The sequence below is a fragment of the Microbacterium hydrocarbonoxydans genome (genome assembly GCF_900105205.1).
Lineage (GTDB): Bacteria > Actinomycetota > Actinomycetes > Actinomycetales > Microbacteriaceae > Microbacterium > Microbacterium hydrocarbonoxydans.
On the sequence record NZ_FNSQ01000005.1, the window covers coordinates 1,511,571 to 1,525,061 of the forward strand.

The window sequence follows — 13,491 nt, forward strand, 5'->3', positions numbered from 1 at the left end:
GCCTATCGCTCCGAGGGGTCGTCGGAATCGGTCTCGGCGGCGCCGCGGCGTCCGCGGATCGTGAGCCAGACGACGATGGCGATGACGGCCAGGACGGCGGCGATCGAGATCGCCCAGATCCAGACCGAGGCGGATGCCGATTCGTCGGCCCGCGGTGCCTGGGTGATTCCGGAGTCAGGGGCGGCAGTGGCCGCGGCGGTGGGCTCCGCGGTGTCGGGCGCCGGCGTCGGTGCGGCGGTGGCCACAGCCTCTGTGGCCGTGCTGACGGCGAAGTCGAACTCCCCGGAGGTGGGGTGGCCGTCGCTCGAGACGACCTTCCAGATGACGTGGTACTCGCCGGCGGGTCCCTGCCCGGTGAGCGGCTGTGTCACGATCGCGCCGTCCACGGTGGCCGCGCCGTCGGTGACAGAAGCGCCTGAGGTGTCGGTCACGACCACCTCGGTGGCCCCGTCGCCGTCGATGATCTTCGCGCTGAAGGTCAGAGTGAGCTCGGTGGGGAGCGTCTCGACGGTGCCGTCCGCCTCGGGGGAGGAGGCGAGCAGGCTGTCGTGCGCTGACGCCGACAAGGGCGCCAACAGCACGAGGAAGGCGGTGAGGAGCGCCGCCGCGAGGGCGATCGGGGTCACGGGAAGACGACGGGCTGTGGTTTTCACGTGACCAGCCTATGAACCCCCGGTATGCGATGGCTGAGTGCCGATCCGGCTCACGCTGTCCGCCCCGCATCAGTTAGTCTGGAGGACTAGGAGGGCATAGTGACAGACAGCGAAAGCCGATCGGGCGGAGACGCCGCGATCCATCGTCCCGGCGAGCAGAGGCACGACGTGACGCAGACGTTCGGGCATGACTCGGACCTTTCCTTCGTGCCTTTCGGCGTGGAGCTGACAGATGTGGAGCAGAGCGCGATCGCTGCTCTCCCCTCGGGGTCGGCACTGCTGCTCGTGCGGTCGGGTGCCCTTGCAGGTGCCCGCTACCTGCTCGACACCGATGTGACGACCATCGGACGGCACCCGGAGGCGGACATCTTCTTCGATGACGTGACGGTCTCACGGCGTCACGCCGAGGTCACCCGCAACGGATCGACGTTCGAGATCATCGATCAGCGCTCCCTCAACGGAACCTACGTGAACGGCGAGCGCGTCGACCGCAGCGCGCTGGTCGACGGCACCGAGCTCCGCGTCGGCAAGTTCCGACTGAACTTCTTCGCCTCTCCGGTCGATCGCGTCGCGGCGACCGACTGATGGCGGCTTCCCCCGCCCGCGAACGCTCGGCGTCCGCGGGTCTTCTGAGCATCGGTCAGGTCCTCGCGCGACTCACGCCCGAGTTCCCGGAGCTCACCTCCAGCAAGCTCCGCTTCCTCGAGGTCCAGGGGATCGTCACTCCGTCTCGCACCGAGTCGGGCTACCGCAAGTTCTCGCAGGCCGACATCGAGCGACTGCGGCTCGGGCTCACGCTCCAGCGCGACCACTACCTGCCTCTGAGCGTCATCCGCGAGCAGCTGGACGAGGCCGAGGCCAACGGCGACTCCGCGACCCTCGCGCCGCCGCCCTCGATCACGCCGACCCCGCGTCGGTACCGCCGGGAGGAGCTCCTCTCCGCAGCAGGCGCCGGACCCCAGCTGCTCAACGACGCGATCAGCACCGGAGTCATCGTGGCTCAGGAGAGCTACTCCGAGGGCACCGTCGCGCTGCTGCGCGGTCTTGTCGCCCTCGACCGGCACGGAATCGAACCTCGACACCTGCGCTCGCTGCGTCAGGGTGCCGAGCGCGAGGTCGCGCTCATCGAATCCGCCATGTCGTCGCTGCTGCGCAGGACGGACACCGCATCGCGGGCGAAAGCCAGTGAGATGGCCCCGACCCTCGCCGCGAAGATCGACGAGGTGCGCTCGCTCTTCGTCAAGGACGCGCTGACCAGGTTGCTTTCGTAACGAACTGATTGCGACACACCTTCGGTGTCGCACGGATGTCATTGCCGGTGCCCGAGGGCTGCTCTAGCGTGGAGGTAACAGCTCCAGGGAGGAATTCAGATGAATGCGGATGAGCGTGCAGGCGACCCGCGGTTCGTGACCGAACTCCTCTTCACCGACGGTCTGCCCGCGATGGACGACGAGGTCGGCTACCGCGGCGCTGTCGCAGCGCGTGCCGCAGGCATCACGTACCGCCAGCTCGACTACTGGGCTCGTACCGAGCTCGTCGAGCCCACGGTGCGCGGCGCGAGCGGCTCAGGGTCACAGCGGCTCTACGGCTTCCGCGACATCCTCGTGCTGAAGCTCGTCAAGAGCTTGCTCGACACCGGGATCTCCCTGCAGCAGATCCGCACGGCAGTCGACGAACTGCGCCGCGCCGGCATCCGCGATCTTGCCGGGACGACCCTGATGAGCGACGGAGCCTCGGTCTATCTCTGCACCTCGAACGACGAGGTCATCGACCTGGTCAGCCGTGGTCAGGGTGTGTTCGGCATCGCCGTCGGCAAGGTGCTCCGTGAGGTGGAGTCGACTCTGGTCGAGTTCGATGCCACTGCCCCAGACCCCGTCGACGAGCTCTCCGCACGACGCTCGAAGCGCTCAGCCTGAGCTCTGCGACCGCGAGGTCGCTGACGCCACGAAGAAACGGCCACCCTCGCACGAGGATGGCCGTTCTGCTGTGTGCGGTGTCTCAGGCCTGAGCGCCCGACTCGGCGACCTGGATGCGGCCGGTGCGGATGATCCGGTCGAGCAGCTGGTCGAAGTCCGACGCGAGCTCCTGCGCCGAGTCGCCCGGCCAGATGTGCAGCGGCTTCGCCGCACCCTGAGCCTGCTGCAGCGACGTGCGCTCCGGGAGCTGAGGGGAGAGGACGAGCGGACCGAACATGTCGCGCAGCTCCTTGATGCGGAACTGGTGCTCGATCGACTGGGGGCGCACGCGGTTCACCACGATGCCGAGCGGCTGCAGGCGGGGGGAGAGTCCGCGGCGGATCTCCTCGATGGCGCGCAGCGCGCGGTCGGCTGCGGCGACGGAGAAGAGCCCGGGCTCGGTGACGACCATCACCCGGTCGCTGGCGGCCCAGGCCGTGCGCGTCAGCGCGTTCAGCGACGGGGCGCAGTCGACGAGGACCAGGTCGTAGTCGGACTCGACGGCGGCCAGCGCCTCCTCGAGCTTCCACACGTCGCGGACGCTCGGGTGCGGGCCGTCGAAGTTGATGGCGGACGGGCTGCCGATGAGCACGTCGATGGTTCCGGGGTGCACCTTGGCCCAGCCGCTGGAGGTGATCGCCTGACGGACGACCTTCTCCTTCGGGTTCGCCAGGACATCGGCGATGTTGAGCCGACCAGCCACCTGGATGTCCATGCCGGTGGACACATCGGACTGGGGGTCGAGGTCGACGACGAGCGTCCGGACACCACGGGCGAAGGCCGCTGAGGCCAAGCCGAGGGTCACGGTCGTCTTGCCGACGCCTCCCTTGAGAGAGCTGACGCTGAGTACGTGCACGAACACCACGTTACCTTCCCCTAGGCTGGGTGCACACTCAGCCCCGCCCCATGCATGCCGGATCCGGATGTGCATCGAGCTTCCAGAGGTGTGCATGTTCCAGAAGATCCTTGTGGCGAACCGCGGCGAGATCGCGATCCGCGCCTTCCGAGCGGCGTTCGAGGTGGGGGCGAGGACGGTCGCCGTCTTCCCGCATGAGGACCGCGGGTCGGTGCATCGACTCAAGGCCGACGAGGCGTACGCGATCGGCGAGCGGGGGCATCCGGTCCGCGCCTACCTCGACGTGGATGAGATCATCCGGGTCGCGAAGGATGCCGGCGCCGACGCGATCTACCCGGGCTACGGCTTCCTGTCCGAGAACCCGGAGCTGGCGGAGAAGGCGGCCGCGAACGGCATCGTCTTCATCGGCCCTCCCGCGAATGTCCTGGAGATGGCGGGCAACAAGGTCGAGGCCAAACGCCACGCGATCGAGGCAGGCGTGCCAGTGCTCCGCTCGACCGAGGCCTCCGACGACATCGATGCGCTGGTCGCGCAGGCGCAGGAGATCGGGTTCCCGCTGTTCGCCAAGGCCGTCGCCGGTGGCGGCGGACGCGGGATGCGCCGCGTCGAGTCGGCGGGCGAGCTCGCTCCGGCACTGGCCGAGGCGATGCGCGAGGCCGCCAGCGCCTTCGGCGATCCTCGGATGTTCCTCGAGCAGGCCGTGCTGCGTCCGCGGCACATCGAGGTCCAGATCCTCGCCGACAAGACGGGGGAGACGGTACACCTCTTCGAGCGGGACTGCTCGGTGCAGCGTCGCCACCAGAAGGTGGTGGAGATCGCACCGGCGCCCAACCTCGACGACGGCATCCGCACCGCTCTGCACGGATATGCCGTCGCCTTCGCCCGCTCGATCGGGTACGAGAACGCCGGCACCGTCGAGTTCCTCCTCGAGACTGCAGGAGAGCGCACGGGCGAGGTCGTGTTCATCGAGATGAACCCCCGCATCCAGGTCGAGCACACGGTCACTGAGGAGGTCACCGACGTCGACCTCGTGCAGAGCCAGATGCGCATCGCCGCGGGTCAGACGCTCGCAGAGCTCGGGCTCCAGCAGGAGAACCTGCGCGTCAGGGGCGCCGCGCTGCAGTGCCGCATCACGACGGAGGACCCGACCCAGGGTTTCCGACCAGATACAGGGAAGATCACGACCTACCGCTCGCCCGGCGGTGCCGGCATCCGGCTCGACGGCGGCACAGTGCATCAGGGCGCCCAGATCAGCCCCCACTTCGACTCCATGCTCGCGAAGCTCACCTGCCGCGGTCGCGACTACCCGGCCGCCGTGGCCCGCGCGCGTCGCGCTCTGGCGGAGTTCCGCATCCGCGGCGTCTCGACGAACATCCCCTTCCTGCAGGCGCTGCTCGAGGACGAGGCGTTCATCGCGGGCGACGTGAGCACGTCCTTCATCGACGAGCGACCGGATCTGCTGCGTGGTCGCGAGTCGAAGGACCGCGGCACCCGCATCCTCAACTGGCTGGTCGACGTCACCGTCAACAAGCCGCACGGGGCGCACCCCGGCTCGATCGACCCGCGAGCGAAGCTCCCGGCGGTGGACCTGTCGACGGAGCCGCCGGCGGGATCCCGTCAGCGTCTGCTCGAGCTCGGTCCAGAGGGGTTCGCCGCCAGTCTGCGTGCGCAGACCGCGCTGGCTGTCACCGACACCACCTTCCGCGACGCGCACCAGTCGCTGCTCGCGACGAGGGTCCGCACCCGTGACCTCGTCGCCGCCGCACCTCACATCGCCCGGCTGACGCCGGAGCTGCTGTCCGTCGAGGCCTGGGGAGGGGCGACCTACGACGTCGCCCTACGATTCCTCGGCGAGGACCCCTGGGAGCGGCTGGACAAGCTGCGGGCCGCGCTGCCGAACATCGCCATCCAGATGCTGCTGCGCGGCCGCAACACCGTCGGCTACACGCCGTACCCCACGGCGGTGACCGAGGCCTTCGTGCGCGAGGCGGCGGCCAGCGGCGTCGACATCTTCCGGATCTTCGACGCGCTCAACGACGTCGAGCAGATGCGACCGGCGATCGAGGCGGTACGCGCCACCGGGACTGCCCTCGCCGAGGTCGCGCTCTGCTACACCGGAGACCTCCTGAATCCGGCTGAGGACCTCTACACCCTCGACTACTACCTGAACCTCGCCGACGAGATCGTGGCGGCCGGGGCTCACATCATCGCGATCAAGGACATGGCGGGGCTGCTTCGGCCTGCGGCGGCGGCCAAGCTCGTCACGGCGCTGCGCGAGCGCTTCGACCTGCCAGTGCATCTGCACACCCACGACACCCCCGGTGGTCAGCTCGCGACGCTGCTCGCGGCCAGCGCCGCCGGAGTCGACGCGGTGGATGCCGCATCCGCGCCCCTGTCCGGCACGACGAGTCAGCCGTCGCTGTCGTCGCTCGTCGCGGCGCTCGCGCACACCGAGCGGGACAGTGGCATCGATCTCGCTGCCGTCTCGGATCTCGAGCCCTACTGGGAGGCGGTGCGGCGGGTGTACGCGCCGTTCGAGTCGGGACTGCCGGGGCCGACCGGACGCGTGTACCACCACGAGATCCCCGGCGGTCAGCTGTCGAACCTGCGCCAGCAGGCCAAGGCGCTCGGGCTCGCCGACGACTTCGAGCTCATCGAGGACATGTACGCCGCCGCTGACCGCATCCTCGGCCGCGTGCCGAAGGTGACGCCCTCGTCGAAGGTGGTCGGGGACCTCGCTCTGCACCTCGCAGCGGTGAAGGCGGATCCCGCCGACTTCGAGGCGAACCCCGAGAAGTACGACGTGCCGGACTCCGTGGTCGGGTTCATGGCCGGCGAGCTCGGCGACCTTCCCGGGGGCTGGCCCGAGCCCTTCCGCACCAAGGTCCTCGCAGGGCGTTCGGTCCGTACCGGGCTGACCGAGATCTCCGCCGATGATGAAGCAGCACTCGCCGGAGACAGCGCGACACGGCGCGCGCGTCTGAACGCGCTGCTGTTCCCCGCTCCGACGCGGGAGTTCACGCAGATGCGCGAGAACTTCGGCGACCTCTCGGTGCTCGACACGAGCGACTACCTCTACGGCCTCGTGCAGGGCCAGGAGCACCTCGTCGAGATCGATCGGGGAGTGCAGCTGTATGTGGGTCTCGAGGCCATCGGCGACGCGGATGACAAGGGCATGCGCACCGTCATGACCACCCTCAACGGGCAGCTGCGACCGGTGTTCGTGCGGGACCGGTCAGTCGCTGTCGACGTGCACGAGGTCGAGAAGGCCGACATGTCGGTGCCTGGTCAGGTGGCTGCTCCGTTCTCCGGGGTGGTGACCCTGAAGGCGGAGGTGGGCGATGCGGTCCGCGCCGGCGAGCCGGTCGCCTCGATCGAGGCGATGAAGATGGAGGCGGCGATCACCGCGCCGCTCGACGGCGTCGTCGAACGTCTCGCCATCGGGTCCACACAGCAGGTCGAGGCCGGAGACCTTTTGGTCGTCATCCGCCCGGCGCACTAATCTTGTGCGGGCGAGGCCGCGCTCGATGCAGCGCACCCGAGGCCCGCACAAGCTTGGAGTGACAACGTGACCCCGAAGAATGTGAACGAACCGTCGGACGAGGAATCCAGAGGGGTGCTCGACGACGCCGCTTCGCTGGACACTTCGGGAATCGGCATCCTCGGCAACACCGCACAGGTGAGCGTCGTCCTGCCGACCGACGAGGAAGACGACCTCGATGACGACGGCGTCGTCGACGGCGAGGTCGTCGCCGACCTGATCCTGGACGAGCCCGTGGCAGCAGCGAAGGCCGCAGCCGAGACGAGCGCCGCGCGTCCGATCACGCAACCCGCACTCGGCGGCGCTCCGATGATCATCGAGCTGCCCCTGAGCCGAAGCCCGAGCCTCTTCCGGAGCCGGAGCCTGAACTCGAAGCGCAACCGGAGCCCGCTCCTGAGCCGGAGCTCGAGCCGGAGCCGGAGCCCGAGCCGGAGCCCGAGCCGGAGCCCGAGCCCGAGCCGGAGCCCGAGCCGGAGCCGGAGCCCGAACCCGAGCCGGAGCCCGAACCCGAGCCGGAGCCCGAGCCCGAGCCCGAGCCCAGCCTGGAGCCGGAGCTTGAGCCTGAGCCGGCCGCGGTCACAGAGACCGACTCCGAGCCGATGGCCGCTCCCGCCGCACGCACCGACGTCGCCGCAGAGGCGGCCGCAGCTGCGGCGTTCATCGCCAAGGCGCAGGCCGACCTCGATTCCGGCCGCGGATCCCGCCGTTCGTCGCCCTCGGCATCGCTCGCATCGAAGGAGAGTCCCGCAGTGGACGCATCGAAGGACAAAGCCGTCGCCGCACGGCCGACCCGCGCCAACCGCACCGAGGTGCAGCTCGCGGCGAAGCGACTGGACGATCTCGGCGACTCGTCGCGCGAGAGTGCCGACCTGCTGACGGCCGATCGTCTTCTGGATCCGCATCGTCTGCAGAAGCCCGAACCGGAGGGGGCGTGGAGTCACTTCCTGTACACGATCTCCGGTCGCCGCATCAATATCGGCGACGGGCGTCGCGCGCGTGAGCGGAAGGCTCTCAGCGCCCGGATCGCTGCACCGATCGTGGGCGGCGCACGCTTCGTGCCCGTGCTTTCCCGCAAGGGCGGTGTCGGCAAGACGACGGTGACGACTCTCCTGGGGATGGCGCTGGCGGATGCGCGCGACGATCGCGTGATCGCCGTCGACGCGAACCCCGATCGCGGAACCCTGGCCGAGCGCGTGGTTCGCCCGCACCACAACAAGTCCGTGCGCGACCTCGTGCGCATCCATGACCAGGTGCGCGGATATCACGACATCTCCGCGATCGTCGCGAGAGACGCCACCCGCCTCGACGTCCTCGCCTCTGATTCCGATCCGCGCATCGCTGAGGCCTTCAGCGACAGCGACTACCGCGACGTCGCCGGTGTCGCCGCCCATTACTACTCACTCGTGCTCACCGACACCGGAACCGGCATCGTGCATTCGGTCATGTCGGCCACGCTCGACCTCGCCGACCAGCTCGTGATCGTGTCGGGTCTCAGCGTCGACGAGGCCCGTCTCGCGTCCGAGACCCTCACGTGGCTGGAGAGCAACGGTTACGCCGAGCAGGCGCGGGAGGCGGTGGTCGTGCTCAACCAGTCGACTCCGGGCGCTCCTCTCGTCAGGCTCAACGAGCTCGAGTCGCACTTCCGCACGCGGGCGAAGCACGTGGTGCGGATGCCGTACGACGCCCACATCGCCGGCGGCGGGACGATCGTGTTCGCGAACCTGCAGCCCGAGACGCGCGTGGCCGCCCGCGAGCTCGCGGCGCTGCTCGTCGAGGGACTGCGGGCGAAGGGGGCCTGATGACCGTTCGCGAGATCCGGGTCTTCGGAGACCCCGTGCTCCGCACCGTCTGCGCCCCGATCGACGACATCGACGACGGCGTGCGCGCTCTGGTGGCCGACCTGGTCGACACGGTCGAGCTGCCTGGGCGCGCCGGTGTCGCCGCTCCGCAGATCGGGGTCGCGCTGCGCGCGTTCAGCTACAACATCGACGGCGACATCGGGTACGTGCTGAACCCGGTCCTCACGGAGGTGCGCGGCGAGCCGGTGCCGACCGGTGAGGGCTGCCTGTCGGTCCCCGGCCTCTGGCACGACGCGCTGCGGCATCCGTGGGCCAGGGTCGAGGGCATCGACCTCGACGGCCGACCCGTGGTGCTCGAGGGGGAGGGACTCCTCGCCCAGGCACTCCAGCACGAGACCGACCATCTCGACGGCAGGCTCTACCTCTCGCGTCTCGATGCCGAGACCCGCAAGCGCGCGATGCGCGAGGTTCGCGAGAGCGCCTGGTTCTGACCCGGATGAAGGAAAGGCCCCGCCGAGGCGGGGCCTTTTCTGTGCGAGCGAGTCCGCTCAGCCGCCGATCGCGACGTTGGTCGTCGTGACGGGCTCGTCGTAGATCGCGGCGATCTCATCGGCGAAGTCGCTCATGATCACGTTGCGCTTGATCGACAGCTTCGGGGTCAGATGTCCGGATGCCTCAGTCCATTCGCTCTCCAGCACCGTGAACTTGCGGATCGACTCGGCCCGCGAGACGCGCGCGTTCGCCGCATCCACCGCCCGCTGGATCTCGGCACGCACCGCCTCGTTCTTCGAGGCCTCGGCGAGGGTCATCTCTTTGGGGAGTCCGGCGTTGGCGAGCCAGGTCGGCAGCATCTCGGGGTCGAGGGTGATCAGTGCCGAGATGAACGGACGCTGGTCGCCGACGACGACGACCTGGCCGATGATCGGGTTGGCGCGGATCGGGTCCTCGAGCGCCGCGGGTGCGACGTTCTTGCCGCCGGCCGTGACGATGATCTCCTTCTTACGACCCGTGATGGTCAGGAATCCCTCGGAGTCGAAGTTGCCGATGTCGCCGGTGCGGAACCAGCCGCCCTCGCTGAACGCCTCGGCGGTGGCGTCGGGATTGTTCCAGTACTCCTTGAAGACGTTGATGCCACGCACTTCGATCTCGCCGTCGTCGGCCAGACGCACGCCGACTCCCGGGAGAGCGGGCCCCACGGTGCCGATCTTCGACTTGTCGGCGAGGTTGACCGTCGCCGGGGCGGTCGTCTCGGTCAGGCCGTAGCCCTCGAGGATCACGACGCCGAGGCTGTGGAAGAAGTGCCCGAGGCGGGCGCCGAGGGGTGCCGATCCGGAGACGGCGTAGACGACCCTGCCGCCCATGGCCTCGCGGAGCTTTCCGTAGACGAGCTTGTTGAAGAGCGCGAACTTGAGCTTGGTCCCGAACGGGATGCTCTTGCCCTCTTCCACGAGCTTCGAGTGCTGGATCGCGACGTCGGCAGCGGCACGGAAGATCTTGCCCTTGCCTCCGGCCTCGGCCTTCTGCTCCGCCGAGTTGTAGACCTTCTCGAACACGCGGGGCACGGCCAGCAGGAAGGTGGGCTTGAACGACCCCAGTGCCGGGAGCAGCTGCCGGGTGTCCGGCTGGTGGCCGGTGCGGACACCGGCATGGATGTTCAGGATCGAGATGAAGCGGGCGAACACGTGCGCCGTGGTGATGAACAGCAGCGTCGATGCGCCAGGGGTCTGAACCACGGCATCCAGCGCCTTCGCGGAGTTGCGTGAGAGCTCGACGAAGTTGCTGTGCGTGAGCACGCATCCCTTGGGACGCCCGGTGGACCCGGAGGTGTAGATGAGCGTCGCGATGTCGGAGCCGACCGCGATGTTGCGGAGCCGCTCGATCTCAGCGTCGCTGACGGAGGCGCCCTGCGCCGTGAGCGTGTCGATCGCTCCGAGATGCAGCTGCCACACCTCGCGGAGCAGGGGAAGGTCGCCGCGGACCTCGTCGAGACGCGCGAAGTGCTCGGGGGACTCGACCACGACCGCGATCGCACCGGAGTCCTCGAGGATCCACTGGATCTGAGAGGGGGAGCTGGTCTCGTAGATCGGCACCATCACCGCGCCGGCGTAGAAGAGGGCGAAGTCGACGAGCGTCCACTCGTAGGTGGTGCGCGCCAGGAAGCCGACCTTCTCGCCTGGCTTGATGCCGGCGGCGACGAAACCCTTCGCGAGGGCGATGACGGCCGTCTGGAAGTCGGCGGCGGAGATGTCGCGCCATCCGTCACCGTCGGGCACGGCGAAGAGGGGGCGGTCCGGAGTCGCCTCGACCCGCTTGGCCAGCAGGTCGGCGATGTTCGCTTCGGGGTCGGCGGGGACGACGGCGGGGACTTCAAACTGGACCACGGCAGCTCCTTCGGTACCGGTCGGGCACTGGTTGCACCCGAGTCTAGAGCATGGGACCGGGTCGCACGAAGGGTGACACTCAGTCGCGAACCGACCCGGGTGCGCACGATGCGATGGCGGATGCCGGTCACGGCGCTAGACTTCACCTCGATGTTCTACTGGCTGATGAAGTACGTCGCGATCGGCCCCGTGGTCAAGGCCGTCTTCCGACCATGGGTGGTCGGCCGCGCCAACATCCCCAAGAACGGTGCGGCGATCCTCGCCAGCAACCACCTCTCGTTCGCCGATTCGATCTTCCTCCCGCTGATGATCGACCGGCCGATGTCGTTCCTCGCCAAGAGCGACTACTTCACGGGCCGGGGGATCAAGGGCTGGGCGACCAAATTCTTCATGAAGGCCACCGGTCAGATCCCGATCGACCGATCCGGGGGCAAGGCCTCTGAGGCCTCACTGAACACGGGCCTCCAGGTGCTCGGTCGCGGCGACCTCCTCGGCATCTATCCTGAGGGCACCCGCAGCCCCGACGGACGGCTGTACCGAGGACGTACAGGCATCGCGCGCATGGCGATGGAGGCGAAGGTCCCGGTCATCCCGGTGATCATGGTCGACACCGATACGGCGATGCCCATCGGGCAGCGACTTCCGCGGGTCGTGAGGGTCGGGATCGTCATCGGAGAGCCCCTGGACTTCTCGCGCTACGCGGGCATGGAGAACGACCGCTACATCCTCAGATCCGTCACGGACGAGATCATGGTGGCCCTACAGCGCCTGGGTGAGCAGCAGTACGACGACGTGTACGCGTCGACCGTCAAGGACCGCCTCCCCGCCCGCGTCACACAGCGCTCCTGAGGCATCCGCGCGCTGCCGCGAGCACTAGGCTGGACCCATGCTCCAGCACCACACCGACGCGCTTGATGCGTGGCGCTCGCTCCCGATCAAGCAGCAGCCGCAGTGGCCGGACGCCGAGCGCGTCTCGGAGGTCTCCACGCAGATCGCCGCGCTCCCGCCCCTGGTGTTCGCGGGTGAGGTCGACAACCTCCGCGACCGGCTGGCTCGTGCCGCGTCCGGCCGCGCGTTCCTGCTCCAGGGTGGCGACTGCGCCGAGACGTTCGCCGGCGCGACCGCCGACCAGATCCGCAACCGGATCAAGACCGTGCTGCAGATGGCTGTCGTGCTCACCTATGGCGCGTCGATGCCGGTCGTCAAGATGGGTCGCATGGCGGGTCAGTTCGCCAAGCCGAGATCCAGCGACACCGAGACTCGCGGCGACGTCACGCTTCCCGCCTACCGCGGCGACATCGTCAACGGGTACGACTTCACCGAAGGGTCGCGTCGCGCGGATCCCGGCCGCCTGCTGCAGGGGTACCACACCGCCGCATCGACCCTGAACCTGATCCGTGCCTTCACCCAGGGCGGGTTCGCTGATCTCCGCGAGGTGCACTCGTGGAACAAGGGCTTCGCGCAGAACCCTGCCAACCAGCGTTACGAGCGCATGGCGGCGGAGATCGACCGCGCGATCAAGTTCATGGAGGCCGCGGGAGCGGACTTCGACGAGCTCACCCGTGTGGAGTTCTTCACCGGCCACGAGGGCCTGCTGATGGACTACGAGCGTCCGATGACGCGCATCGACTCCCGCACGGATACGCCGTTCAACACCTCGGCGCACTTCCTCTGGATCGGCGAGCGCACGCGCGACCTCGATGGGGCGCACGTCGACTACTTCTCGAAGATCCGCAACCCCATCGGCGTGAAGCTCGGCCCGTCGACGACTCCGGAGACGGCCCTCGCGCTGATCGACAAGCTCGACCCGAACCGCGAGCCCGGCCGCTTGACGTTCATCACGCGCATGGGCGCAGGCAAGATCCGTGACGCGCTGCCGCCGCTGCTCGAAGCTGTCCGCGACTCCGGTGCGCAGCCGCTGTGGGTCACCGATCCTATGCACGGCAACGGCATCACCACCCCGACCGGCTACAAGACCCGTCGCTTCGACGACGTCGTCGACGAGGTCCGCGGATTCTTCGAGGCGCATCGCGCCGTGGGGACCTTCCCCGGCGGCATCCATGTCGAGCTGACCGGTGACGACGTCACCGAGTGCCTCGGCGGCTCTGAGCACATCGACGAGGCCGCGCTCGCGACCCGCTACGAGAGCCTGTGCGATCCGCGCCTGAACCACATGCAGTCGCTCGAGCTGGCGTTCCTCGTCGCCGAGGAGCTCGAGAAGCGCTGACCGGCACCGCAGTGCAGAAGAACCGCCCTTCCCGATCCGGGGAGGGCGGTTCTTCGTCGTCTGGCGTGCCGTTGAGCGG

The 13,491-nt window shown here is 68.6% G+C and carries 11 protein-coding genes; 8 read left to right on the forward strand and 3 right to left on the reverse strand.

Features of this window, described 5'->3' with window-relative positions; translation table 11 throughout:
- Nucleotides 1-2 precede the first annotated feature (2 nt).
- Nucleotides 3-653, reverse strand: coding sequence for a copper resistance CopC family protein (locus BLW44_RS07630; protein ID WP_060927458.1), 651 nt, complete (start codon nucleotides 651-653; stop codon nucleotides 3-5).
- 99 nt (nucleotides 654-752) lie between these two features.
- On the opposite strand from BLW44_RS07630, the gene BLW44_RS07635 reads away from it, so the two are divergent.
- The 3 genes from BLW44_RS07635 to BLW44_RS07645 all read left to right on the forward strand — a co-directional run bounded on the left by BLW44_RS07635 (nucleotide 753) and on the right by BLW44_RS07645 (nucleotide 2,569).
- On the forward strand, nucleotides 753-1,238 hold the full coding sequence (locus tag BLW44_RS07635; RefSeq protein WP_139305252.1) for an FHA domain-containing protein: 486 nt from the start codon (nucleotides 753-755) through the stop codon (nucleotides 1,236-1,238).
- The gene (gene ftsR / locus BLW44_RS07640) at nucleotides 1,238-1,924 is read left to right on the forward strand and encodes a transcriptional regulator FtsR (RefSeq protein WP_060927457.1); all 687 of its coding nucleotides are present in this window, start codon (nucleotides 1,238-1,240) and stop codon (nucleotides 1,922-1,924) included. Before BLW44_RS07635 ends, ftsR begins: the two co-directional genes overlap by 1 nt.
- A 99-nt stretch (nucleotides 1,925-2,023) precedes the next feature.
- Complete coding sequence (locus tag BLW44_RS07645) at nucleotides 2,024-2,569, forward strand: MerR family transcriptional regulator (protein WP_060927456.1); 546 nt, start codon at nucleotides 2,024-2,026, stop codon at nucleotides 2,567-2,569.
- An 82-nt stretch (nucleotides 2,570-2,651) separates the two neighbouring features.
- Here the strand turns inward: BLW44_RS07645 and BLW44_RS07650 are convergent, their stop codons facing one another.
- Entirely contained in the window at nucleotides 2,652-3,464 is an 813-nt protein-coding gene (locus BLW44_RS07650) for a ParA family protein (RefSeq protein ID WP_060927477.1), read from the reverse strand.
- 94 nt (nucleotides 3,465-3,558) lie between these two features.
- On the opposite strand from BLW44_RS07650, the gene BLW44_RS07655 reads away from it, so the two are divergent.
- The 3 genes from BLW44_RS07655 (at nucleotide 3,559) to def (ending at nucleotide 9,295) form a co-directional block, all read left to right on the forward strand.
- Nucleotides 3,559-6,966: a pyruvate carboxylase gene (locus BLW44_RS07655; protein WP_060927476.1), complete on the forward strand. Its 3,408-nt coding sequence runs from the start codon at nucleotides 3,559-3,561 to the stop codon at nucleotides 6,964-6,966.
- A 638-nt stretch (nucleotides 6,967-7,604) separates the two neighbouring features.
- Nucleotides 7,605-8,804, forward strand: coding sequence for a MinD/ParA family ATP-binding protein (locus BLW44_RS07660; RefSeq protein WP_157519592.1), 1,200 nt, complete (start codon nucleotides 7,605-7,607; stop codon nucleotides 8,802-8,804).
- Entirely contained in the window at nucleotides 8,804-9,295 is a 492-nt protein-coding gene (def, locus tag BLW44_RS07665) for a peptide deformylase (protein WP_060927454.1), read from the forward strand. Before BLW44_RS07660 ends, def begins: the two co-directional genes overlap by 1 nt.
- Before the next feature lie 57 nt (nucleotides 9,296-9,352).
- On the opposite strand, the gene BLW44_RS07670 is transcribed toward def, so the two are convergent.
- Nucleotides 9,353-11,185 (reverse strand): AMP-dependent synthetase/ligase, encoded by a 1,833-nt coding sequence (locus BLW44_RS07670; RefSeq protein ID WP_060927453.1) that lies wholly within the window; start codon nucleotides 11,183-11,185, stop codon nucleotides 9,353-9,355.
- A gap of 150 nt (nucleotides 11,186-11,335) precedes the next feature.
- On the opposite strand from BLW44_RS07670, the gene BLW44_RS07675 reads away from it, so the two are divergent.
- Complete coding sequence (locus BLW44_RS07675; protein ID WP_060927475.1) at nucleotides 11,336-12,034, forward strand: lysophospholipid acyltransferase family protein; 699 nt, start codon at nucleotides 11,336-11,338, stop codon at nucleotides 12,032-12,034.
- Nucleotides 12,035-12,071: 37 nt separating this feature from the next.
- Nucleotides 12,072-13,412, forward strand: coding sequence for a class II 3-deoxy-7-phosphoheptulonate synthase (locus BLW44_RS07680; protein WP_060927452.1), 1,341 nt, complete (start codon nucleotides 12,072-12,074; stop codon nucleotides 13,410-13,412).
- Nucleotides 13,413-13,491 lie beyond the last annotated feature (79 nt).

What these genes read in the sequence shown, in the direction of transcription:
- ftsR (WP_060927457.1), top strand. Translation starts at nt 1,238, where the DNA reads ATGGCGGCTTCCCCCGCCCGCGAACGCTCGGCGTCCGCGGGTCTTCTG.
- BLW44_RS07645 (WP_060927456.1), top strand. Translation starts at nt 2,024, where the DNA reads ATGAATGCGGATGAGCGTGCAGGCGACCCGCGGTTCGTGACCGAACTC.
- BLW44_RS07655 (WP_060927476.1), top strand. Translation starts at nt 3,559, where the DNA reads ATGTTCCAGAAGATCCTTGTGGCGAACCGCGGCGAGATCGCGATCCGC.
- BLW44_RS07660 (WP_157519592.1), top strand. Translation starts at nt 7,605, where the DNA reads ATGGCCGCTCCCGCCGCACGCACCGACGTCGCCGCAGAGGCGGCCGCA.
- def (WP_060927454.1), top strand. Translation starts at nt 8,804, where the DNA reads ATGACCGTTCGCGAGATCCGGGTCTTCGGAGACCCCGTGCTCCGCACC.
- BLW44_RS07675 (WP_060927475.1), top strand. Translation starts at nt 11,336, where the DNA reads ATGTTCTACTGGCTGATGAAGTACGTCGCGATCGGCCCCGTGGTCAAG.
- BLW44_RS07680 (WP_060927452.1), top strand. Translation starts at nt 12,072, where the DNA reads ATGCTCCAGCACCACACCGACGCGCTTGATGCGTGGCGCTCGCTCCCG.